28 protein-coding genes are annotated in these 21,823 nt (G+C 73.2%); 15 read left to right on the top strand and 13 right to left on the bottom strand.

The window, feature by feature from the left end:
* Positions 1–10: 10 nt before the first annotated feature.
* Together PSED_RS01980 and PSED_RS01975 are read left to right on the top strand one after the other, a co-directional pair.
* A complete protein-coding gene (locus tag PSED_RS01980) occupies positions 11–205 on the top strand; it encodes a hypothetical protein (protein WP_013672594.1) in 195 nt (64 codons plus the stop codon).
* Complete coding sequence (locus PSED_RS01975; RefSeq protein ID WP_013672593.1) at positions 202–1,155, top strand: MvdC/MvdD family ATP grasp protein; 954 nt, start codon at positions 202–204, stop codon at positions 1,153–1,155. Before PSED_RS01980 ends, PSED_RS01975 begins: the two co-directional genes overlap by 4 nt.
* A 14-nt stretch (positions 1,156–1,169) precedes the next feature.
* Here PSED_RS01975 and PSED_RS01970 read toward each other — a convergent pair whose 3' ends face one another.
* Both PSED_RS01970 and PSED_RS01965 read right to left on the bottom strand, forming a co-directional pair.
* Positions 1,170–1,421 carry a hypothetical protein gene (locus PSED_RS01970; RefSeq protein WP_013672592.1) on the bottom strand — a complete coding sequence of 84 codons (252 nt, stop codon included), beginning with the start codon at positions 1,419–1,421 and terminating at the stop codon, positions 1,170–1,172.
* Between the two features lie 138 nt (positions 1,422–1,559).
* Complete coding sequence (locus tag PSED_RS01965) at positions 1,560–2,195, bottom strand: dihydrofolate reductase family protein (RefSeq protein ID WP_013672591.1); 636 nt, start codon at positions 2,193–2,195, stop codon at positions 1,560–1,562.
* 186 nt (positions 2,196–2,381) lie between these two features.
* Here PSED_RS01965 and PSED_RS01960 point away from each other — a divergent pair, with 186 nt between their 5' ends.
* From PSED_RS01960 to PSED_RS01950, 3 genes are all read left to right on the top strand, one after another.
* On the top strand, positions 2,382–2,738 hold the full coding sequence (locus PSED_RS01960; RefSeq protein WP_233899414.1) for a YciI family protein: 357 nt from the start codon (positions 2,382–2,384) through the stop codon (positions 2,736–2,738).
* Entirely contained in the window at positions 2,735–3,976 is a 1,242-nt protein-coding gene (locus tag PSED_RS01955; protein WP_013672589.1) for an RNA polymerase sigma factor, read from the top strand. The genes PSED_RS01960 and PSED_RS01955 overlap by 4 nt, the downstream gene beginning before the upstream one ends.
* Positions 3,977–4,081: 105 nt before the next feature.
* Positions 4,082–4,669, top strand: a complete 588-nt coding sequence (locus PSED_RS01950) for a TetR/AcrR family transcriptional regulator (protein ID WP_013672588.1) — start codon at positions 4,082–4,084, stop codon at positions 4,667–4,669.
* A 34-nt stretch (positions 4,670–4,703) separates the two neighbouring features.
* On the opposite strand, the gene PSED_RS01945 is transcribed toward PSED_RS01950, so the two are convergent.
* Positions 4,704–5,192 carry a cupin domain-containing protein gene (locus PSED_RS01945; RefSeq protein WP_013672587.1) on the bottom strand — a complete coding sequence of 163 codons (489 nt, stop codon included), beginning with the start codon at positions 5,190–5,192 and terminating at the stop codon, positions 4,704–4,706.
* A 57-nt stretch (positions 5,193–5,249) separates the two neighbouring features.
* Here PSED_RS01945 and PSED_RS01940 point away from each other — a divergent pair, with 57 nt between their 5' ends.
* Positions 5,250–5,909, top strand: a complete 660-nt coding sequence (locus PSED_RS01940; protein ID WP_013672586.1) for a TetR/AcrR family transcriptional regulator — start codon at positions 5,250–5,252, stop codon at positions 5,907–5,909.
* 27 nt (positions 5,910–5,936) lie between these two features.
* Here the strand turns inward: PSED_RS01940 and PSED_RS01935 are convergent, their stop codons facing one another.
* Positions 5,937–6,398 carry a DUF1707 SHOCT-like domain-containing protein gene (locus PSED_RS01935; RefSeq protein ID WP_233899273.1) on the bottom strand — a complete coding sequence of 154 codons (462 nt, stop codon included), beginning with the start codon at positions 6,396–6,398 and terminating at the stop codon, positions 5,937–5,939.
* Between the two features lie 109 nt (positions 6,399–6,507).
* Here PSED_RS01935 and PSED_RS01930 point away from each other — a divergent pair, with 109 nt between their 5' ends.
* The 3 genes from PSED_RS01930 to PSED_RS01920 all read left to right on the top strand — a co-directional run bounded on the left by PSED_RS01930 (position 6,508) and on the right by PSED_RS01920 (position 9,806).
* Positions 6,508–8,352 (top strand): S9 family peptidase, encoded by a 1,845-nt coding sequence (locus PSED_RS01930; RefSeq protein WP_013672584.1) that lies wholly within the window; start codon positions 6,508–6,510, stop codon positions 8,350–8,352.
* A 10-nt stretch (positions 8,353–8,362) separates the two neighbouring features.
* Positions 8,363–8,644, top strand: coding sequence for a hypothetical protein (locus tag PSED_RS01925; RefSeq protein WP_041759186.1), 282 nt, complete (start codon positions 8,363–8,365; stop codon positions 8,642–8,644).
* Positions 8,645–8,735: 91 nt separating this feature from the next.
* On the top strand, positions 8,736–9,806 hold the full coding sequence (locus PSED_RS01920; RefSeq protein WP_013672582.1) for a GNAT family N-acetyltransferase: 1,071 nt from the start codon (positions 8,736–8,738) through the stop codon (positions 9,804–9,806).
* 10 nt (positions 9,807–9,816) lie between these two features.
* On the opposite strand, the gene arsC is transcribed toward PSED_RS01920, so the two are convergent.
* The gene (gene arsC, locus PSED_RS01915; protein ID WP_013672581.1) at positions 9,817–10,176 is read right to left on the bottom strand and encodes an arsenate reductase (glutaredoxin); all 360 of its coding nucleotides are present in this window, start codon (positions 10,174–10,176) and stop codon (positions 9,817–9,819) included.
* A 28-nt stretch (positions 10,177–10,204) separates the two neighbouring features.
* Between arsC and PSED_RS01910 the strand changes: the two genes are divergently transcribed.
* Complete coding sequence (locus PSED_RS01910) at positions 10,205–10,594, top strand: DCC1-like thiol-disulfide oxidoreductase family protein (RefSeq protein ID WP_013672580.1); 390 nt, start codon at positions 10,205–10,207, stop codon at positions 10,592–10,594.
* Between the two features lie 34 nt (positions 10,595–10,628).
* Here PSED_RS01910 and PSED_RS01905 read toward each other — a convergent pair whose 3' ends face one another.
* Positions 10,629–10,775, bottom strand: coding sequence for a hypothetical protein (locus PSED_RS01905; RefSeq protein ID WP_158511281.1), 147 nt, complete (start codon positions 10,773–10,775; stop codon positions 10,629–10,631).
* Positions 10,776–10,910: 135 nt separating this feature from the next.
* The gene (locus tag PSED_RS01900) at positions 10,911–11,417 is read right to left on the bottom strand and encodes a beta-class carbonic anhydrase (RefSeq protein WP_013672579.1); all 507 of its coding nucleotides are present in this window, start codon (positions 11,415–11,417) and stop codon (positions 10,911–10,913) included.
* 86 nt (positions 11,418–11,503) lie between these two features.
* Here PSED_RS01900 and PSED_RS01895 point away from each other — a divergent pair, with 86 nt between their 5' ends.
* On the top strand, positions 11,504–12,676 hold the full coding sequence (locus PSED_RS01895; RefSeq protein WP_013672578.1) for a hypothetical protein: 1,173 nt from the start codon (positions 11,504–11,506) through the stop codon (positions 12,674–12,676).
* 15 nt (positions 12,677–12,691) lie between these two features.
* Here the strand turns inward: PSED_RS01895 and PSED_RS01890 are convergent, their stop codons facing one another.
* On the bottom strand, positions 12,692–13,765 hold the full coding sequence (locus PSED_RS01890; RefSeq protein ID WP_013672577.1) for an aspartate-semialdehyde dehydrogenase: 1,074 nt from the start codon (positions 13,763–13,765) through the stop codon (positions 12,692–12,694).
* Positions 13,762–15,027 (bottom strand): aspartate kinase, encoded by a 1,266-nt coding sequence (locus PSED_RS01885; protein WP_013672576.1) that lies wholly within the window; start codon positions 15,025–15,027, stop codon positions 13,762–13,764. The genes PSED_RS01890 and PSED_RS01885 overlap by 4 nt, the downstream gene beginning before the upstream one ends.
* 237 nt (positions 15,028–15,264) lie before the next feature.
* On the opposite strand from PSED_RS01885, the gene PSED_RS01880 reads away from it, so the two are divergent.
* Positions 15,265–16,482, top strand: a complete 1,218-nt coding sequence (locus PSED_RS01880) for a hypothetical protein (protein WP_013672575.1) — start codon at positions 15,265–15,267, stop codon at positions 16,480–16,482.
* Between the two features lie 43 nt (positions 16,483–16,525).
* Here PSED_RS01880 and PSED_RS01875 read toward each other — a convergent pair whose 3' ends face one another.
* Complete coding sequence (locus PSED_RS01875; protein WP_013672574.1) at positions 16,526–16,828, bottom strand: hypothetical protein; 303 nt, start codon at positions 16,826–16,828, stop codon at positions 16,526–16,528.
* A gap of 299 nt (positions 16,829–17,127) precedes the next feature.
* On the opposite strand from PSED_RS01875, the gene leuA reads away from it, so the two are divergent.
* Complete coding sequence (leuA, locus tag PSED_RS01870) at positions 17,128–18,924, top strand: 2-isopropylmalate synthase (protein ID WP_013672573.1); 1,797 nt, start codon at positions 17,128–17,130, stop codon at positions 18,922–18,924.
* A 172-nt stretch (positions 18,925–19,096) separates the two neighbouring features.
* Here leuA and PSED_RS01865 read toward each other — a convergent pair whose 3' ends face one another.
* Entirely contained in the window at positions 19,097–19,282 is a 186-nt protein-coding gene (locus PSED_RS01865; protein WP_013672572.1) for a DUF397 domain-containing protein, read from the bottom strand.
* Positions 19,279–20,175, bottom strand: a complete 897-nt coding sequence (locus PSED_RS01860) for a helix-turn-helix domain-containing protein (RefSeq protein WP_013672571.1) — start codon at positions 20,173–20,175, stop codon at positions 19,279–19,281. The genes PSED_RS01865 and PSED_RS01860 overlap by 4 nt, the downstream gene beginning before the upstream one ends.
* A gap of 432 nt (positions 20,176–20,607) precedes the next feature.
* On the opposite strand from PSED_RS01860, the gene PSED_RS01855 reads away from it, so the two are divergent.
* Together PSED_RS01855 and PSED_RS01850 are read left to right on the top strand one after the other, a co-directional pair.
* A complete protein-coding gene (locus PSED_RS01855) occupies positions 20,608–20,790 on the top strand; it encodes a hypothetical protein (RefSeq protein WP_013672570.1) in 183 nt (60 codons plus the stop codon).
* A 151-nt stretch (positions 20,791–20,941) separates the two neighbouring features.
* Positions 20,942–21,175: a hypothetical protein gene (locus tag PSED_RS01850; RefSeq protein ID WP_013672569.1), complete on the top strand. Its 234-nt coding sequence runs from the start codon at positions 20,942–20,944 to the stop codon at positions 21,173–21,175.
* Positions 21,176–21,203: 28 nt separating this feature from the next.
* On the opposite strand, the gene recR is transcribed toward PSED_RS01850, so the two are convergent.
* Positions 21,204–21,821, bottom strand: coding sequence for a recombination mediator RecR (gene recR / locus PSED_RS01845; protein ID WP_013672568.1), 618 nt, complete (start codon positions 21,819–21,821; stop codon positions 21,204–21,206).
* Positions 21,822–21,823: the final 2 nt, after the last annotated feature.

The following is a 21,823-nucleotide window of genomic DNA, read 5'->3' as shown; positions in this document are numbered from 1 at the left end:
CGCCGTCGAGGTGACGTCGGAGTTCGGTCGCCGCGCTGTCCCGTTCGTGGTGCGGGTGGCTGCGGAATGGATCGAATTCGCGGACGCCGACGACGAGGACGACGGGGCGATCGCATTCCGCGACCGGGCTTCGCTCACGGGCGCGCTCGCCGTCACGTCCGACGGCCGGGACGTCGAGGTGTCCGATCTCGGCCTGGCCCGATGATCCTCGTCCTCTCCTCACCCCAGGACCTCCATGTCACGCCCGTCGTCGCGGAGCTCGACCGGCGCGGCGTCGAGTCACGGGTGTTCGACCTGTCCGCCTATCCGGGGGCGTCCACGCTGACCGTCGACAGCACCCCTTCCGGGGTTCACGGCGCTCTGAGCTGGGGCAGGTCGGAGCTCGACCTGCGGGCGGTCGACGCCGTCTGGTACCGGCGGCCCGGCCGCTTCGCGCTCCCGTCCGACCTCGAACCGGGTGAGACGGAGTGGCTGCGTGCCGAGTGCAACCACCTCTTCCGCGGGCTGTGGAACACCCTCGACGCCCGCTGGGTCAGCGACCCCGGCGCGGTGCGCCGGGCCGGCCTCAAGCTGGTGCAGCTCGACCTCGCGACGACGCTGGGCTTCGCCGTGCCACGGTTCACCGTCACCAACAGCCCCGACCACGCAGCGGCGTTCGTCGGGTCCTGTCCCGGCGGAACGATCGTGAAGGTGCTGTCGAGCCCACTGATCCGGTACCCCGAGCGGGCGGCGACGCTCTACACCCACCTGGTCACCGACGAGGACCTCGACGAGCTCGGCTCCGTCCGGTTCGGCCCGACGTTGCTGCAGGAGTTCGTCCACAAGGCGATGGACGTGCGGGTGACGGTCATCGGCGAGCGCGTGTTCGCGGTGGGGATCACGCCGACGAGTGCCGACGCACGCGTCGACTTCCGGCGGGCGGAGATCTACGACCTGCCCCACGTGCCGCTCGACCTCCCACCCGTCCTCGAGGCCCGCTGCGTCGAGCTGGTGACGCGCCTCGGGCTCCGGTTCGGGGCCATCGACCTGCTCCTGACGCCGGACGGTGAGTACGTGTTCCTGGAGATCAACCCGAACGGCCAGTGGTACTGGCTCGAATGGGTCACCGGGATTCCGTTGACGAGCGCGCTGTGCGATCTCCTGACGCGGGAATGACCCGGGTCCGGTCGTCAACCGTCCTGTTCGGAGTCGGACTCGAGATCCTGCTCGACGTCGCCGATGTGCACGATCAGCTCACCGTGCCGGCGCCGGATCCACACCCGCGTCCCGGACAGCCGCGCCGCCGACTCACGGCTCGGGTCCAGCAGGTAGGACCCGACCGCGGGCGGGACCTGCAGCGTCTGCGGTCCGATGGGGACGACGACCGATCCCGGCTCGGCAGCCGTCGTCGCCGGGAGGCGGTCGTTCGGGTCGGACGTCACGAGACTCCCTCCGCATCGGCTCCGCGGCCGCGACGGCGGACGGCGGCCCGTCCGGACTCGTCCGCCGAGCCGCGTCCGTTACGACCGCCCGGCTCGCGCGGCTCCGGTGGCTCGCGTGGACGGCGGCCCGGAACGCGCTCAGCCGCGCACGAACCGCAGGTGCGCGACGGTGTCCGACGCGCTGACCCCCGTGCACGTGTAGCCGTCGGGCGAGAGGCCGTCGAGCAGACGCTCCCCGCTCCCGAGCAGCACGGGCACGACGGCGAGGTCCATCTCGTCGACGAGCCGGGCGCGCAGGCACTCGCGGACCGTGGACACCCCGCCACCGAGCCGGACGTCCCGGTCCCCGGCCGCGGCGCGGGCCAGGGCGAGCGCGTCGTCGATCCCGGTCGTGACGAACCGGAAGGTGGTGCCGCCCTTCATCCCGATCGGCTCCCGGTCGTGGTGGGTCAGGACGAAGACGTCGTGCCCGAACGGGGGCGTGTCACCCCACCAGCCCGTCCACGACAGGTCCCACTCGCCACGGCCGGGGCTGAACATGTTGCGCCCCATGACCGTCGCACCGACGCCCGCGTCGGCCGCGGCGATGACGTCGTCGTCGACGCCGGTGGAGCCGCCTTCCCTGCCGAACTTCTCGCGGAAGGAGCGCGTCGCGAGCGCCCACTCGTGCAGCCGCTCGCCGCCGATCCCGAGCGGGTTCTCGAGGCTCTGGCCGGGGCCCGCCATGTAGCCGTCGATCGAGACGGAGACGCTCACTCGCAGCTTGCCGGTCATCGTGTCCTCCTGGTGGGTTCCGGTCCGTCACCGGCCGGTCGGAGCCGCGGCGCCCGTCTCGACACGGATCGGCGGGAAGATCCGCCGCGGCGGCACGTCGAGACGGCGCGGTCGGCTCCGACCATGCTGTGTGACGCGCCCCGACGGGGGTGCGGCCGACGCGAGGGAGCGATCGTCGTGAAGTACATGCTGCTCATCCACAACCGCCCCGGCTTCGTCGACGACCTGACCGAGGAGGAGCGGACCGCGCTGTTCGCCGATGTCGACCAGATCATGGGCGAGCTGACGAGGTCCGGCGAGTTCGTCGGCGGACAGGCGCTCGCCGACCCGTCGACGGCCCGGACGGTGCGTGGCGTCGACGGCAGGCCCGCGGTCACCGACGGGCCGTTCGCCGAGAGCAAGGAGCAGTTCGCGGGCTACGTCGAGGTCGACTGCGAGTCCGTCGAACGGGCCGTCGAGATCGCTGCAAGCTGGCCCGACGTCCGCTTCGGCGGCGCGATGGAGGTGCGTGCGGTGATGCACGACGGCGGGGCGGAGATGTGACGACGGGTGTCGAGGACCTGCTGCGGTCGGCCGCGCCGCAGGTCCTCGGCACGCTCGTGCGCCGCCACGGGCAGTTCGACGCGTGCGAGGACGCCGTGCAGGAGGCGCTGCTCGCGGCGGCGACGCAGTGGCCGGTCGACGGGGTGCCCGAGAGGCCGCACGCGTGGCTGCTCACGGTCGCCGGGCGGCGGCTGACCGACGAGTGGCGCAGCGAGAGCGCGCGCCGCCTGCGGGAGGTCGCGGTCGTCGCGCAGGAGCCGGAGGTCGTCGAGCCCGATCCCGGGGACCGCGTGGCCGCCGACCACGGTCCGGACGGCGACGACACGCTGCGCCTGCTGTTCCTGTGCTGCCACCCGGCACTCACGGGCCCGTCGCAGGTGGCGCTGACGTTGCGCGCCGTCGGCGGTCTGACGACGGCCGAGATCGCCGCGGCGTTCCTGGTCCCCGAGGCGACGATGGCGCAGCGGATCAGCCGCGGGAAACAGCGGATCCGGTCGGCCGGGGCGCGGTTCACGATGCCGCCGCCCGACGAGCGCCCGGCGCGGCTCGCCGCCGTCCTGCAGGTGCTCTACCTCGTGTTCAACGAGGGCTACACCGCATCGGCGGGCGCCGACCTGCAGCGCACCGACCTCACCGCCGAGGCGATCCGGCTGGCCCGCGAGCTGCACCGGCTCACCCCGGACGAGGGCGAGCCCGCGGGCCTGCTCGCCCTGATGCTGCTCACCGACGCCCGCCGCGCCGCGCGGACCGGGCCCGACGGCGCGCTCGTCCCGCTCGGCGAGCAGGACCGCACACGCTGGGACCGCGCGATGATCGACGAGGGCGTCGCGCTCGTGACCGACGGGCTGGCCCGGTGGCCGGCCGGGCCGTACCTGATCCAGGCGGCGATCGCGGCCGTCCACGACGAGGCGGCGCGCGCGGAGGACACCGACTGGCGCCAGATCGTCGCGCTCTACCGGCTGCTCGGGCGCATCGAGGACAACCCGATGGTCACGCTCAACCGGGCCGTCGCCGTCGCGATGGCCGAGGGCGCGCAGGCCGGCCTCGAGGTGCTCGAGCCGCTGCGCAGCGACGACCGCACGGCCGACCACCACCGGCTGCACGCCGTGCACGCGCACCTGCTGGAGATGGCCGGCGAACGCGACGAGGCCCGGGCCGCCTACCGCCGGGCCGCCCGGCTCACGACGAGCCTGCCCGAGCGTCGGCACCTGGAGTCGCGGGCAGCGGCACTGGGCTGATCGACCCGGGCCGGGCCGCAGCAGGCACGGCCGGACCCGCTGTGATCTCGTCGTCGCCCGCTTCGGTCATGTACGGCCGTCTAGGACGGACGTTAGGATGATCATGTGGGTCATCGTGACGAGCTCCTCGCGGGCGCCAGGGAGTGCCTGCACGACAAGGGATGGAGCCGCACGTCGGCGCGCGACGTGGTCGCCGCCTCGGGCACGAACCTCGCGTCCATCGGTTACCACTTCGGATCGAAGGACGCGCTGCTCGCCGCCGCGCTCGTCGCCATGACCCGCGACTGTGCCGCCGCCGTCGACGCCGCCCTCACCGAGGCGGTCACCGAGGAGTCCCCGGCGCCCGCGCCGACGCCGCTCGACCGGTTCGAGCGGACCTGGGACCGCGTCGTCGACCGGGTCGCGCAGGACGAGCGGATGGTCACCGCGACGGTGGAGGCGCTCGCGCAGGCACCCCGGGTGCCCGAGGTTCGTGACGCGCTCGCCGCAGCCGCGGACCTCACGCGCGAGGACCTGGCGCTGACCTTCCACGCCGACGAGGACGACGGGCGCACCCGCGCGCTCGGCGCCTTCTACCAGGCATTGCTGATCGGGACGCTCGTGCAGTGGGCCGTCGACCCGGCGTCCGCGCCGTCGGGCCGCGACCTGGCCGACGCGCTGCGCGTCGTCGTCGCGGACGCCGCCGGGCACTGAACCGCAGCGCGCCGGTCGCCGCGGGTCGACGGGATCACGGGGACGGCGGCGGTCCGACGATCTCGACGCCGTGTCGGGCGGCAGCATGCCCCAGCCGCGCCGGGTCGACCGGGCCGGGCTCGGGCAAGCGGCGCTCGGTGGCGGCTTCGCCGGCCTCCGCCGCGAAGTGCTCGAAGCCGGCGGGCGTGGTGAGCTGGAGGGCACGCAGCGACACGTCGGGCCCGACGACGAACGTGTGCGGCCGGTCCACGGGCAGCAGCACGAAGTCACCCGGCCCGGCCTCGAACTCGTCAGCGCCGCAGTGGAACCGGGCGTATCCCGAGAGGATGTAGAAGGCCTCGTCCTCCTGCAGGTGACGGTGCAGCGGCGGCGCGAAGCCCGGCGGGTTGAGGAACTCCGCGACGGTCAGCGCTCCACGCGTCTGGTCGGCGCCGGCCTTGATCGTGGCGAGGTTGCCCAGGAACCACAGGGCCTCTCCTTCGTCGGCGCGCAGCACGTAGGGCGGAGCCGGGAGCGAGGACATCCTCGCACCTCCATTGACTGGACGCTGTCTATTGAATAGAGACGGTACGGTCGACCCGTGCCGGAGGTCAAGGGACAGCGACGGGACTACCGCTCGCCCCTGCGGGAGGAGGCGGCCCGCCGGACCCGTCGGGCCGTGGTCGCCGCGGCGACCACGCTGTTCACCGAGCGCGGCTACACCGGCGCGTCGCTGCGGGACGTCGCCGAGCTGGCGGGCGTCGCGAGGCCGACCGCGGCTGCGGTGTTCGGATCGAAGCCGGCGCTCCTGCGGCAGGTGCTCGACGAGGCGCTCGCCGGTGACGACGAGCCGGTGCCGGTCGCACGGCGCCCGTGGTTCGCGCCCGTGTGGGAGGCGACCCACCCGGCCGACGTGCTGCGCGCCTACAGCGAGGTGTGCCTGGTGATCGCCCGGCGGGCGGGGCGGCTGTTCGAGGTGACCCGGCGTGCCGCCGACGAGTCCGCCGAGATCGGACAGCTGTGGGTGACGCTCGTGCAGAACCGTCGGGCGGGCGCGGAGATGGTCGTTCGCAAGGTGCGCGAGACCGGCCCCCTGCGCCGGGACCTGGACCTCGACCGCGCGATCGACGCGCTGTGGGTCCTCAACGACCCCGCGCACTACATGGCACTCGTCGTCGAGCGCGGCTGGAGCGACGCGGAGTTCACCGCCTGGCTGACCACCCAGATGACCGCGGCCCTGCTCGACGCGTCGGTGCCGTAGCGCGACCCGGCCGGGCGCGGCCGGGCGTCAGCGGTCGTCGTGCGACCGGCCGATCCCGGACGCGTACAGGACGGCGAGCACGACCAGCGGGATCAGCGTCCACACGAACCACGGGTAGATCAGGTCGAAGTTGGTGACGCTGACGATGCCCCACACGAGCACGTTCACGGCGACGATGCTCGAGAAGACGATCGTCAGCACGCGCATCGCGGTGCCGCCCCCGGTGTCGGAGAAGACCTTCTTCGGCCGGGCCGGCGCGGGGCGGACCGGATCCCGACCGGCGGGCGGGGCGGGCGGGATGTCGGGCAGGTCGGCGGTGACCCGGGCGAGGTCGCCGCGGGTCTTGCCGTTCCACACGGCCTGGACGCGCTCGTCGTACTCGCCGATGTCGAGCAGGCCCTCGCCCTGGGCACGCAGCAGCATGTCCTGCACGGCTCGACGTTCGGCGTCGGACACCCGGATCCGGTCGGCGGGGACGGGCTCGCTCACGACCACATCGTGCCACGGCCCGGCGACGGCGGGCGCCCGCACGTGCGGCGTCGCGCGCGGACCGGGACCGCCGCGGCGGGCGAACGGGACCGCCCGGCAGGATCGGGGCGTGCATCCCGACGCCGCCGTCCCCGACCGGCTCTTCGACGACGACGACCGCGAGCGCCGCTGGCGGGCCCGGTTCACCGCGACCCGCATGTCACGTCCGCACTGGGCCAAGGACGTCCCGGACCGCTGCGTCTACACCTCCAACGAGGGCGGTACCACCGAGGTCCACACCTGGGACCGGGCCACCGGCCTGCACCGCCAGGTCACCAGTCGCGCCGCCGGCACCCATACCGCGACCCTGCCGCCCGACGGCGAGCACGTGTGGTGGTTCGACGACACCGACGGCGACGAGTTCGGCCGCTGGGTCGCCGAGCCGTTCGCGGGGCTGCCCGCAGGCGAACGGCCCGCCGACGCACTGCCCGGCGTCGAGGACGGATACCCCGCCGGGCTCGAGATCGGCCGGACGCTCGTCGCGGCGGGGACGTCGACCGACGACGGCAGCCGGATCTGGGTGCGGCGCGACGGGGCCGACACCGAGATGATCTACGAGCACGCCGAGGACGCCGGCGTCGGTGCCCTGTCCGAGGACGAGACCCTGCTCGCGATCAGCCATTCCGAGCACGGCGACTCCCGGCATCCCGACGTCCGCGTGGTGCGGACGGCCGACGCGTCGACCGTCGCGGAGAAGTCCGACGGCCCGGGCCGCGGACTGACCCCGCTCGTGTTCAGCCCAGTGGCGGGCGACCAGCGACTGCTGCTGCTGCACGAGCGCCGTGGCCGTGAGGAGCTGCTGATCTGGGACGTGGCCACCGACACCGAGACCGAGGTCCTGCTCGACCTGCCCGGCGAGCTCGTCGCCGACTTCTATCCCGACGCGACCGCGCTGCTGGTCTGGCACACGCACGCCGGGCGCGTCCGGCTGTACCGGCACGACCTTCGCGACGGCACGCTCACCGAGCTGCCGACGGCGCCCGGCACCGTCGGATCGGCCGAGGTCCGGCCCGACGGGACCGTCGAGTACACGGCGTCCTCGGCGGCGGCGCCGGTCTCGATCCGCGCCCTGCACCCCGACGGCACCGACCGGGTGCTGGTCGCCCCGCCCGGCGAGCCCGCGCCCGGCTCGGTCGCGGTGCGCGACGTGTGGGTCGACGGTCCCGGCGGGACGGTGCACGCGCTCGTCGCCGAGCCCGCGGGCGAGGGCCCGCACCCGACGGTCTTCAGCCTGCACGGCGGCCCGCACGCCGCCGACGAGGACCGGTTCAGCGCCGTCCGCGCGGCGTGGGTCGACGCCGGTTTCGCAGTCGTCGAGGTCAACTACCGCGGCTCGACGGGCTACGGCTCGACCTGGCGCGACGCCATCGAGGGCCGCCCGGGCCTGACCGAGCTGGAGGACGTCGCCGCCGTCCACGACTGGGCGGTGTCGTCGGGGCTGGCCGATCCGGCACGGATCGTCGTCGAGGGCTGGTCGTGGGGCGGATACCTCGCGCTGCTGGCCGCGGGCACCCAGCCGGACCGGTGGGCCGCGGCGATCGGCGGTGTGCCCGTGGCCGACTACCTCGCCGCCTACGCCGACGAGATGGAGCAGCTGCGCGCCTTCGACCGGGCGCTGTTCGGCGGGTCGCCCGACGAGATCCCGGACGTCTACGCGACGGCGTCGCCGCTCACCTACGTCGGCGACGTCCGGGCGCCGGTGCTCGTGCTGGCCGGGGAGAACGACCCGCGCTGCCCCATCCGGCAGGTGGACAACTACCTCGACGCGCTCGCCGCGCGCGGCGACCTGCCCTACGAGGTCAGCCGGTTCGACGCCGGACACGGGTCGCTCGTCGTCGAGGAGACGATTCGGCACGTCGCGACGGAGATCGACTTCGCGCGACGCAGCGTGACGGGGGGTGCAGTCGGCGGCTGAACGTGGTGCCATGGTGGTCGTCGGGAGGGAGGCCGCCATGTGGCTCGTCCGGGGCGTCGACGAGGAGCACCGCTTCCGTGAGTGGCACGAGGCCGTCGAATACCACCGGCTGATGGTGCGCGACTGGGCCGAGCGCCACGGCGACGCCGCCGGCGCCGCCCGGACCGTCGACGACCTGGCGGTGGGCGCGAGCTCGACCGTCGAGTTCCCCGACCCCGAGTGCGGGACCGTCGTGTTCACGCTGGTCTGGGAACGGGCCTGGGTCGGGCTCGAGGGCATCGGCGCCTGCTGAGGGCCACGACGCGCGCCTGCCGCGGCGACGTGGCCGTCGCCACGTGTGGCGTCACAACGACGTAGCGCCACCGCAACATCCGCCCGACACGATGGGTCCGTCGGAGGGGGTGGGCGACGTGTCGCTGTGGCGCGTGCACGTGGAGCTGGAGGACCGGCCGGGCAGACTCGGCGAGTTGGCGACGGTCGTCGGCAAGGCCGGCTGCGACATCGTGTCGCTGCACGTCGTCGGCGAGCCGTCCGACGACGGCGCCGTCACCGACGAGTTGCTCGTCCGCGTCCCCGACGACGTCGACGCCGGGACGCTGGTCGACGCGATCGGCTCGGCGGGCATCCCCTGCACGCTGTTGGTGCGGGCGGACGCGGCCGAGCTGTCGGACGCGGCGACGACGGCGCTCGCCCTGGCGCGCATGGTGGCCGCGGACCCCGGCAGCGCACCGCGCGCCGTGGCGACGATGTTGCGGGCCCGGCTCGTCGCCGCCGAGGCTCCCGCCCATCCGCACTCGCACACCCTCCGGGTCGGCGCCCAGCAGGTGCGGCTCGGCCGGGCCTGGCCGTTCACCGCCACGGAGCTGTCCCGGGCCGCGGCGCTGCTGGAGCTGTCCGCGCAGCTCGGCCTGTCCGCACCCCGCCGGGCCGCGCCCTGCGACGACCGCATCCTGCTGCTGCACGACGGCTCCGAGGTCCGGCTGCGCCCGGCGACCGTCGACGACGCGCTGCTCGTCGCGGCGCTGCACGCCCGCTGCTCGCCGGAGACCCGGCTGGCCCGGTTCGGCAGCCCGACGCCGCGCCTCGCGCCCGGCCTGCTGCAGGCCGTGCTCGCCGGGGAGAACGGCGGCCAGGCCGTGCTCGCGTCGACCGCCGAGGGCGGCAGCGCCGTCGGGCTCGTGACGCTGCAGGACCGGCAGGACGACACACTGATGCTGACGGTCGTCGTCGAGGACGCGTGGCAGGGCCGCGGGCTCGGTACCGCGCTGGTGCGCCGCGCCGTCGACCTCGCGCTCACCGCGGGGGCCGAGGCGATCGCGGCGTCGTCGGCCGTGGGCGGGGACATGCGGCTGGCCCGGCTGCTGCGCCGGGCCGGGCTGCGCCCCACCGCACGGCTGATCGGCGACTCGGTCGTCGTGCGCGCGCCGCTCGTGACGGCAGCGGTCGCGGGCTGAGCCCGGCCGCTCAGCCCAGCAGGTCCAGCACCTTCTCCGGCGGCCTGCCGACCACGGCCCGATCCCCCACGACGACGATCGGACGCTCGACGAGGATCGGGTTGGCGGCCATGGCGTCGAGCAGGGCGTCCCGGTCGGCGTCGGCGAGCCCGAGCTCCTTGTAGCGGGCCTCACCGGTCCGCACGATCGCCCGCGGGTCGTCGGTGCCGAGCTTGCGCAGGACGTCCTCGAGGTCGGCACGGGTCGGGGCGTCGTCGAGGTAGCGGACGATCTCCGGATCGACGCCGCGCTCGGCGAGCAGGGCCAGCGCACCGCGGCTCTTCGAGCAGCGCGGGTTGTGCCAGACGACGGGACGGTCTTCGGTGGTCACGCCCGGATCGTAGGCGCATGATCGCGGCATGGACGTCCTCGCCGGCACGCTCGTCTTCGACGGCGACTGCGGGTTCTGCACCCGCAGCCTCGGCTGGCTGCGGCTGCTCGACGCGCACGCCCGCATCGCCACCGTCCCGTTCCAGCGCCCGGACGCCGCCGCGCTGGTCGACGCCACCCCACAGCAGTGCCGCGCGGAGGTGCGGTGGAAGGGTGCCGACGGCGCCACGGCGGGCGGGTCCGCGGCTGTCGCCGCGGCGCTGTCGGTGGCGCTGCAGCGCGGCTGGCCCCGCGCGCTGCACGCCCGCACCGCGCGGGCCCAGGACGCGGTCTACCGCTGGGTGGCCCGCCACCGCTCACGCCTGCCGGGCACGACCCCCTGGTGCATCCGCCATCCGGCGGACTGTGGGCGCGGCTGACGGGCGACGGCCGTCAGCCAGGGTCCGGCGCCGCTCAGCGCCGCAACCGGGCCCATGAGCGGTTCCGTCCGGACCGCTCGGCGGCCGGGCGACACCTCGCGCACACGCCGTGGAAGACGATCTCGACCTCGTCGACGGCGTAGCCCGCGTCGTCGACCAGATCCGGGCACGTGCCGGCCACCGACCGATCCCCGAGATCGGACCTGCTCCCGCACGCCCGGCACACGAGCGACACCGTTCGACCTGCCACCCGTTCGGCTTACCAGGTGACGCGACGCACAGTCCCCGGCCGTCTCACATCGATACGTCGCGGGGCTCAGTCCTGGCTGTCGACCTCCTGCAGGACGAACGACTCGATGTCGAGCACGAAGCCCCGCACCCGCGTGTCCGGGTGCAGGAACGGGTCGTGCCGCAGCTGCGCGAGGTCGCGGCGCACGCTCACCATCGGATCGCGGAACGCGTGGGTCCGCCACGGCGGCCGCATCCCCGTCTCGACGGCCAGCTCCTCGGAGAAGTCGTCGTCGGTGAAGGTCGCCAGACCACAACCGCTGTGCTGGACGAGCAGGATGTCCCTGGTCCCGAGCTTGCGCTGGCTGATCGTCAGCGAGCGGATCACGTCGTCGGTGACGACGCCACCCGCGTTCCGCAGCACGTGCACCTCCCCCAGCTTGAGCCCGAAGAGGGTGAACGTGTCGATCCGGGAGTCCATGCACGTGACCAGAGCGGTCTTCAGGGCCGGGGGGACCGCGAGGCCCTCGGCGGCGGCAGCGGCGAGGTGGCCGCCGCCGGCCTCGTAACGACGGATCAGTTCTTCGTTGCTCACGCGGCAGAACGTTATCGGCGCCGCGACGATCTCGCGTTACCGTTGTGACCTGCTCGGGCGGTACGGAACGGACGGGGGGAGGCGCGGTGAGCGCGACCGACACCCCGGTCGCGACGCCCGATCCCGCGCGCCGGGCCGCCCTCGTCGCCGCGCTCGCGCCCGCGGGCGTCTATCTGGCGATCCGGGTCGTCGGCGTCCTGGTGCTGGTATGGCTGTCCTACGCCCACGGCCTCGACCCGGTCGCCCGGCTCCGCGCATGGGACGGCGACTGGATGATCGCCATCGCCGAGCACGGCTACTCCGGCATCCCCGACACGATGCTCGACGGGCACGGCCGGCACACACCGTTCACCGCGCTCGCGTTCTTCCCCGGCTATCCCGCGACGATCGCCGTGTTCGCGCCGCTGCTCGGGGGCAACGAGGTCGCGGCGGCGCTCGTCGTGTCACTGCTGGCGGGCGTCGCGTGCGCTTACGCGCTGACCCGGCTGGGCGAGCTCGTCCCCGGTGGATCACGGCGTGTGGGGCTGCTGCTGACGGCCCTCTTCGCCGCCGCACCGATGGCCGTCACGCTGAACATGGCCTACACCGAGGCGCTGTTCTGCGCGCTCGCGGCATGGTCGCTCGTCGGCCTCCTGGAACGACGCTGGCTGCTCGCCGGCGCGGCCTGCGCGCTGGCGGGCCTCGTCCGCCCGACGGCGGAGGCGCTGGTGCTGGCCGTCGTCGCCGTCGCCGCGGTCGCGCTCGTCGGCCGACGCGACGGGTGGCGGCCACTGGGCGCCGCGCTGCTGGCCGCGAGCGGCATCGGCGGCTACCTGGTCTACGTGGCGGTGCGGACGGGCGAGCTCGGCGGCTGGTTCACCGTGCAGAGCACGGGCTGGGACGGCGGCGTCGACGGCGGCGTCGCCGTCGTCCGGCAGCTCGGGGAGACGCTCGCCGGCCGGCACGGGACCGTCTACGACATCGCGATCCTCGTCGTGCTCGTCGGCGCGGTCGTCCTGCTCGCGCTGTGCGTCCCGGCGCGGGTGCCGTGGCCGCTGGTGCTCTACGGCGCCGCCGTCGTCGCGACGGTGTGGCTGTCGTCGGGCGTCATGGCCTCGAAGGTGCGGCTGCTGCTGCCCGCGTTCGTGTTGCTGCTGCCGATGGCGCTCGGCCTGGCCCGGCGCCGCCCCGCGACGGCGTGGGCCGTCCTCGCGGTGGCGACGCTGGCCTCGGCCTGGTTCGGCGCCTACTCCCTCACGATCTGGAAGTACGCGATCTGACGTCCCGTGAGCGTCTCAGAGCGACGCGGCGACCGTCTCGGCGATCTCGTAGGTGTTCAGCGCGGCACCCTTGCGCAGGTTGTCCCCGCACACGAACAGCTCCAGGGTGTTCGGGAAGTCCAGCGCCTGCCGGATCCGCCCCACCCAGGTCGGGTCGTCGCCGACGACGTCGGCCGGGGTCGGCCACCGGCCCGCGGCCGGGTCGTCGGCCAGCACGATCGTCGGCTGCTCGGAGAGCACCTTGCGGGCGCCCTCGACGGTCACCTCGCGCCCGAACGTCGCGTGCACCGCCAGCGCGTGGGTGGTGACGACGGGAACGCGCACGCACGTCGCCGACACCTTCAGGTCGGGGATGCCGAGGATCTTGCGCGACTCGTTGCGGACCTTCAGCTCCTCCGACGACCAGCCATCGTCCTTGAGCGAGCCCGCCCACGGGACGACGTTGAGCGCCAGCGGCGCGGGGAACGGCGAGTCGGTGCCGAGACCGGCCTCGGCGAGCGCCGCCGCGACGTCGCCACCGTGCTGCCCGACGTTCTTGCCTGCGACGGCCGACAGCTCGGCCTGCAGGCGGTCGATGCCGGGCTGACCGGCACCCGAGGCCGCCTGGTACGACGCCACGACGAGCGCCTCCAGACCGAACTCGCGGTGCAGCGCACCCATCGCGGCCATCATCGACAGTGTCGTGCAGTTGGGGTTGGCGATGATGCCCTTGGGCCGGTCGGCGGCCTTGTCCGCGTTGACCTCCGGCACCACCAGCGGCACGTCGGGGTCCATCCGGAACGCGCCGGAGTTGTCGACGGCGACCGCGCCCCGCGCCGCGGCGATCGGCGCCCACTCGGCGCTGATCTCGTCGGGGACGTCGAACAGCGCGATGTCGACGCCGTCGAAGACCTCCGGCTCGAGCAGCCGGACGGTGACGTCCTCGCCGCGGACCTTCAGCACCTTGCCCGCCGAGCGGGCCGACGCGACGAGCCGGATCTCGCTCCACGGCACGGACTCGCGCGCGTCGATGATGTCGATCATCGTGGTGCCGACGGCACCGGTGGCGCCGACGATCGCGACGACCGGCCCGTTCCCGGCGGCGGTCATCGTCCGGTCCCTGCGTACACGACGGCCTCCTCGTCGCCACCCAGGTCGAACGCGTCGTGCAGGGCACGGACGGCACCGTCGAGCTGGTCGGCGCGGCAGATCACCGAGATGCGGATCTCGGAGGTGTTCATGGTCTCGATGTTCACGCCGGCGCTGGACAGCGCCTCACAGAAGGTGGCGGTGACGCCGGGGTGGTTGCGCATGCCCGCGCCGACCAGCGACACCTTGCCGACCTCGGGGTCGTACACGACCTCGTCGAACCCGATGTCGTTCTTGGCCCCCTCCAGCGCGGCGACGGCGCGCGGGCCGTCGGCGCGGGGCAGCGTGAACGTGATGTCGGTGGTGCCGACGGACTCGTGGGAGATGTTCTGCAGCACCATGTCGATGTTGATCTCGGCATCGGCGACGGTGCGGAAGATCCGGGCCGCCATGCCGGGCGTGTCGGGCACACCCGTGACGGTGATCTTGGCCTCGGAACGGTCGTGCGCGACCCCGGTCAGGATCGGGTTCTCCAACGGAATCTCCTCGATCGAACCGGCGACCAGGGTCCCCGGCTTGTCGTTGTACGAGCTGCGCACCCGCAGCGGCACGTTGTAACGGCGGGCGTACTCGACGGCGCGCAGGTGCAGGACCTTCGCGCCGGAGGCCGCCATCTCCAGCATCTCCTCGTACGTCACGGTGTCGAGGTGCTGCGCGTCGGGCACGATCCGCGGGTCGGCGGAGAAGATGCCGTCGACGTCGGTGTAGATCTCGCAGACGTCGGCCTCGAGCGCCGCGGCCAGCGCGACGGCGGTCGTGTCCGACCCGCCGCGGCCCAGCGTCGTGATGTCCTTGGAGTCCTCGCTCATCCCCTGGAAGCCGGCGACGAGGACGATCGAGCCCTCGTCGAGCGCGCTGCGCAGCCGACCCGGGTTGACCTGCACGATCCGGGCGTCGCCGTGCTTGGACGTGGTGAGCATCCCGGCCTGCGAACCGGTGAACGAGCGGGCCTCGGCACCCAGGGCGTGGATCGCCATCGCGACCAGCGCGTTGGAGATCCGCTCACCCGCGGTGAGCAGCATGTCCATCTCACGGGCGGGCGGGGCGGGCGAGATCTGCTCGGCGAGGTCGGTCAGCTCGTCGGTCGTGTCCCCCATCGCGGAGACGACGACCACGACGTCGTGGCCCTCTTTGCGGGTCCGGACGATCCGTTCCGCGACCTTCTTGATGCGGTCCGCGTCCTGAACCGACGATCCGCCGTACTTCTGCACGACGAGGGCCACTCCGACCTCCTGTCTCACGCCGCGGCCGGGTGCCGGCGACGTCTTCGGTCTGTCCTCCGCGACGGATCGACAACGACGAGAGGTCCCCACGACCGCCTGCCGGCACGCCGACCACTCTCGAGGAGCTGGTCGGGAGCCCAGCCTACCGGCGCCGAGCAGCGCCGTTAACCTCGATGACCGATGCCACAGACACCGACGGCGCCCCGCCCCCGCTCGCGGGGTGTGCCGGGGGCCGGCGTGAGTCCGGACACGTCGCCCGCGCGGGCGCGCCGGGGGGTCACGACGATCCCCCTTCCCGCGCTGCCCGCCGGTCCCGTGCTGCGGTCCGCGCTCGCCCCCGCCGGGGTCTACCTGCTCGTGCGGGCGGTCGGGACGGCCCTGCTCGCGCTGCTCACCGGGGCCAACGGCGAGCACCTCGGCGACCGGCTCGGATCGTGGGACGGGCACTGGTTCCTCGGCATCGCCCAGGGCGGCTACGGCGGCGTGCCGCGGGGACTCGTCGACGCCGAGGGCGTGCGCTCGGCCGCCACCCCGCTCGCGTTCTTCCCCGGCTACCCCGCTCTCGTCGCGACGACGCGCTTCCTCACCGGCCTGCCCATGCTGGCGGCGGCCGTCGTCGTGACGCTGGCGGCCGGGGTCGTCGCCGCGTACGCCGTCGCGCGGATCGGCCGGGCCGTCCCGGGCGGGTCGGCGCGGGCAGGGCTGGTGCTCGTCGCGCTGTTCGGCGCGGCCCCGATGTCGGTCGTGCTGTCGATGGCCTACTCCGAGGCGCTGTTCTGCGCCTGCGCGGCCTGGACGCTCGTGTTCGTCCTCGAGCGCCGCTGGGCCGCCGCCGGTCTCGGCTGCCTCGCCGCGGGCCTCGTCCGCCCGACCGCCGCGGCGCTGCTGATCGTGGTGCTCGTGTCGGCGGGCGCGGCGCTGCACCGTCGCGACGACGGCGGCCGGCCGTGGGCCGCCGTCGCGATCGCCCCGCTCGGGCTGCTCGGCTACCTGGCGTGGGTGGGCGCGCGGACCGGCTCGCCGACGGGCTGGTTCGCCGTGCAGTCCCGCGGCTGGGGGTCGCGTTTCGACGGCGGCGCCTCGACCCTGCACTTCGCCGGGACGGTGCTGGCGTCGGCGCCGTCGCTGCTGGAGGTGGGGACGGTGGTCGCGCTGGTGGTGGCGGTCGTACTCCTCGGCGTGTGCCTGCGCGACGCCGCCGCGGGCACCCTGCCCTGGCCGCTGTTCTGCTACGGGCTGCTCGTCGTCGCGATGGACGTCGGGAGCGCGGGGGTGATGGCGTCGAAGGCCCGGCTGCTCCTCCCGGCGTTCACGCTGGTGGTGCCGGTGGCCGTCGGGCTGGCGCGGCTGGCCGGCCGGCACCGCGTCGCGGCGGCCGGGATCCTCGCGGGGGTGGTGCTGGCCTCGGCGTGGTTCGGCGCCTACGCGGTCGCCATCTGGCCGGCGGCGATCTGACCGGCCGCCGCGCCCCGGCCTGCGGCGATCCGCGCTCCCACGCTCAGGAGACCCGGCGCACCAGCCGGACGACGACCGCCGTGATCAGCCACCAGACGATCGCGGCCACCCCGTAGTTCAGCGTCACGCGCAGCTTGGGCTCGTCGGGCAGGAAGAGGTCGTCGAGCCCCAGGGTGAAGCGGCTCGAGACGTCGGCGACGAACGTCGTCAGCCCGTTGGCCGGGTTCGCGTCGAGCAGCGTCAGCACGATGTGCAGCACCAGGAACGCGACGATGACCATCCCGACGATCCGCAGCGCCGTCGCCAGCATTCCCACGCCGCGACGTGCCGAGGTGCGCACGCTCATGGACCCTCCGCTCGCTCGCTCCGGCTGGTCGTCCCGGGCCGCCATCCTGACACGGCCGGGCGCCGTCGACAGGTCGGCACGGCCGACCGATCGGGTACGTCGGTCCCGCACGGTCCGAGATCCGGATCCCGCCATCCGGGAGCCGGTTGCCAACGTGTGGGCGCAGGGGGCTACAGTCGACGCCATGGCGCGCCTGCTCCTTCGCCGCCGCGGCGGGGTCTGACCGACCGGCCCCTCGTCGCGGTGTGTGGTGTGCCCGCCGGTCACCACAGCCCGGCCGCACCGAGGAGCACCCCGCAATGAGCATCTCCCCCGACGCGTATACCTCGTCGTCGACGAGCCGCGTACGGACCCCGTCGAATCCCGCGCCCGCGGACCAGCCGCCGTGGAACCCGCAGCGCGGCTCGCACCTGCCCTTCCACCGCTACCGCCCGTTCCACGAGATGGTCGAGCCGGTGTCGCTGCCCGACCGCACGTGGCCCGACACGCGGATCACCAAGGCGCCGTTGTGGTGCGCGGTCGACCTGCGCGACGGCAACCAGGCCCTGATCGACCCGATGAGCCCGGCCCGCAAGCGCCGGATGTTCGAGCTGCTGGTCCGCATGGGCTACAAGGAGATCGAGGTCGGCTTCCCGGCCGCGAGCCAGACCGACTTCGACTTCGTCCGCGAGATCATCGAGGGCGACGCGATCCCCGACGACGTCACGATCCAGGTGCTGACCCAGGCCCGCCCCGAGCTCATCGAGCGGACGTACGAGGCCTGTGAGGGCGCGCCGCGCGCGATCGTCCACCTGTACAACTCGACGTCGATCCTGCAGCGTCGCGTCGTCTTCCGCTCCGACCGCACGGGCATCACCAAGATCGCCACCGACGGCGCCGAGGACGTGCTGCGGTTCTCGGAGAAGTACCCGAACACCGACTGGCGCTTCGAGTACTCCCCCGAGTCCTACACCGGCACCGAGCTGCAGTACGCCGTCGACATCTGCAACGCGGTCAGCGAGATCTGGCAGCCGACGCCCGAGGCGCCGATGATCGTCAACCTGCCGGCGACGGTCGAGATGGCCACGCCCAACGTCTACGCCGACTCCATCGAGTGGATGCACCGCAACCTGGCGCGGCGCGAGGGCATCGTCCTGTCGCTGCACCCGCACAACGACCGCGGCACCGGCGTCGCCGCGGCCGAGCTGGGCTACCAGGCGGGCGCCGACCGCATCGAGGGCTGCCTGTTCGGCAACGGCGAGCGCACCGGCAACGTCGACCTGGTGACGTTGGGGATGAACCTGTTCACCCAGGGCATCGACCCGCAGATCGACTTCTCCGACATCGACGAGATCCGGCGCACCGTCGAGTACTGCAACCAGCTGCCCGTCGCCGAACGCCACCCCTGGGGCGGCGACCTGGTCTACACGGCCTTCTCCGGCAGCCACCAGGACGCGATCAACAAGGGCTTCCAGGCGATGGAGGCCGACGCGACCGAGGCCGGCGTCGCCGTCGACGACTTCCGCTGGGAGGTCCCGTACCTGCCCGTCGACCCGAAGGACATCGGCCGCACCTACGAGGCCGTCATCCGGGTGAACTCGCAGTCCGGCAAGGGCGGCGTCGCCTACATCATGAAGGCCGAGCACCAGCTCGACCTGCCGCGCCGGCTGCAGATGGAGTTCTCCAAGGTCATCCAGAACTACACCGACACCGAGGGCGGCGAGGTCACGCCCAAGGAGATGCGCGACGCGTTCGACGTGGAGTACCTCGACCGCGTCACGCCGCTGAAGCTGCTGCGCCACACGCTCTCCAGCGACGGCGAGGGCCGCGACGAGATCACCGCGACCGTGCGCGTCGAGAACGAGGTGCACGAGATCTCCGGCAGCGGCAACGGGCCGATCGCGGCCTTCGTGGACGCGTTGGCGGGCATCGGGTTCGACGTACGGGTGCTCGACTACCACGAGCACGCCCTCTCGTCGGGCGACGACGCCCGTGCCGCCGCCTATGTCGAGTGCACGATCGAGGACAAGGTGCTCTGGGGCGTCGGCGTCGACAGCTCCATCGTCAGCGCGTCGCTCAAGGCGGTCGTCTCGGCCGTGAACCGCGCGATGCGCTGACCCGAAGAACGTGGCCACCGCCCCGCGCGATCCGCGGGGCGGGTGGTCCCTCACGGCCGCACGCGCAGTGACGATCTCACCCGCGACGGCCGACGGCCCGGGAGGGGCGGACGATCGGTCCGCCCTCCCGGGCCGCTGTGTCTGATTACTCCGCGTGACGCTCGGGGTGGCGTCAGGCGGGGTCGAACTCTCCGGCCTTGACCCCGGCGACGAATGCTTCCCATTCCTCGCGGGTGAACGTCAGAGCACCCTGGTCGCGGTCCTTGCTGTCGCGCACCAGCATCGTGCCCTCGGGGCCGCGCCCGATCTCGACACAGTCGCCGTAATTGCAGAAAGAACTCGTGACGAACTCGATCACAGCCCACCCTCCCCTGATTCGTAGCGGTGAAGATACTCACGGATCAACGCCTCCGACGCGGGGGGTGGTAACGCTTTGGACACCACGTCGGCGTAGACCTCTTTGTACAGCTTCACGTCCTCGGTCGACTCCAGGTAGGAGTCCCCGCCGTGCCCCTCGATGTAGACGAGGTCGTCGAGCGGTTCCCGCAGTTCCAGCACCGTGAACTGGCCGAGGTGCGCCCGGTGGAACCCGGCATCGAAGGCGAGGACCCGCACGTCGACAGTGGACATGGCCGCCTTCTCGAGTACGACCGCCAGCTGTTCGCGCATCAGTTCGGGACCGCCGACGACACGCCGGAGCAACGCCTCGTCGAGCACCGCGGACAACTGCAGCGGCGCCTCGTCGCGGGTGAGCGCCCGCTGCCGTTCCATCCGGAGCTCGACGAGCCTGTCGATCTCGGCCGACAGGTGGTGCGGGAGCAGCGCGGCGAGCATCTCGCGCGCGTACGCGGCCGTCTGCAACAGGCCGGGGAGGATCATCCCGGTGAACAGCCGGACGGCGATCGCCTCGGTCTCGAGGGCGGGGTAGCGGCCGGGTGAGTCGAGGACGAACCTCTCAGCCTGGACACCCTCCGTGTACGGCTCCCACCACCCCTGCTGTCGGCCTTCACGGGCCAGTCGCAGGAGCATGTCACGCTCCGTGCCGGCGGTGACGCCGTAGATGCGCATCAGTTCGCGGACGTCGGGCAGCTTCGGGATGCCCTTGCCGTTCTCCAGCCGGGAGATCTTCGAGGTCGAGCACGTCATCTCGCGGGCGACGTCCTCGAGGTGCAGACCCGCCTTGCTCCGCAGCCGCCGGAGCTCGGCGCCTAGGCGTCGCCTGGGGCCGGCGGGACCGTGCGCTTCGGCCATCTCGTCTTCCTGACAGCTGCGGGGGGCTGGGCCGGTTGCGGGGCGTGGAGCCCCGGAAGCCTACGGGATGTGAATGCCTCGTGCAATCTCATCAATTTGCAATTGCATGACGGGCTGTCATCGGGCATTCTCAGTACGTCGGCACGATTCGCCCCCGCATCAACGGAGGCGGTGCCGACCAGGAGGGAGGCTCCGATGCGCGACACGAGCGACACCGCGACGGCCTCCCCGGACGCGCTCCTCCAGCCTTCGGGAGCCACGCCCGCGAACCGGGCGTTCCGGCTGCCGCACCCGTCCCGGCCCACGCCGGGAGCACCGACCTCCCGGCGACCGGCCGGGTCAGGAGATCACGGGAAGGGGCTACACGATGAAGAAGGCACACCCGGCTGACCGCACGGTTCCCGCCGTTCCGCGCCGCGGCAGGTGGTCGCCATGATCACGATGTTGCTGATCGGCTTCGCCGCCCTCGTCGCGATCGCGGTGATCGTGGGCATCGTCGACGCCGCTCGCTCCGCCGACCGGCGCTTCACCGCCTCCGAGCGCCGCATGGCCTGGGAACGTCGCCAGCAGTACCAGTCCGCGACGGGCTCGGCCCGGGCGGACGAGGACGACTGATCGGGTCGGGTGCCGGCGGGGGGTCGGCACCACGACGGGCCGCCGAGCATCCGCCCGGCGGCCCCTCCCTCCGCGGCCGGTCGCCGCGGGTCCCCGAACGGGTCGTCGTCGACGGGCCGGGTGACCGGTCCGCTCCCGGGAGGTGGTCACGATGAGCATCCTTCTCGCCGTGTCGATCGCCGCGATGGCGGTCGTGTCGGCACTGATCGGCCGCATGATCGCGAAGGAAGAGGTCGAGGCACAGCGCGAGCGCCAGGCCCGCAAGCAGTGGGATCTCTACCGCTGGGAGCAGGAGCTGATCAACACCGCGGAGCTGCGCGGCTGCCCCTCCTGCTCGCTGCTGCGGCGTCGCGCCGACCTGCAGGGCCACGCACCCGAGGGCTGACGCCACGGGAGCGCAGCGGGAGGACGCGTCAGAGTGCGCGGCGGCCGGAGAGCGCCCGTCCGAGCGTGAGCTCGTCGGCGAACTCCAGGTCGCCGCCCATCGGCAGCCCCGCCGCGGGCCGCGACACCGTCAGCCCGGGGAAGTCGCGCAGCAGCCGGACCAGGTACGTGGCCGTCGCCTCCCCCTCGGTGTTGGGGTCGGTCGCGATGATGACCTCGGCGATCTCGGTCTCGTCGGACGCCGGGCCCGTCCCGCCGAGCCGGGCGAGCAGCTCTCGGATCTTCAGCGAGTCGGGGCCGATGCCCCCCAACGGATCCAGCGCCCCGCCCAGGACGTGGTAGCGGCCCTTGAACTCGCGGGTGCGTTCCACGGCGAGGACGTCCTTGGGCTCCTCGACGACGCACACCACCGTCGGGTCCCGCCGCGCGTCGGTGCAGAAGCGGCAGCGTTCGTTCTCCGAGACGTTGCTGCAGACCTCGCAGAACCGCACACCCTGCTTGACCCGCTGGAGCACCTCCTGCAGCCGGGAGACGTCGGCCGGGTCGGCCGCCAGCAGGTGGAACGCGATCCGCTGCGCACTCTTGGGCCCGACGCCCGGCAGCCGGCCCAGCTCGTCGATCAGGTCCTGGACCGGTCCCTCGAACATCG

Origin of the sequence: Pseudonocardia benzenivorans CB1190 (assembly GCF_000196675.2) — a bacterium.
Taxonomy (GTDB): Bacteria; Actinomycetota; Actinomycetes; order Mycobacteriales; family Pseudonocardiaceae; genus Pseudonocardia; species Pseudonocardia benzenivorans.
The sequence above is the reverse complement of the archived record's forward strand: the minus strand, read 5'-3'. Positions and strand labels throughout refer to the sequence as shown.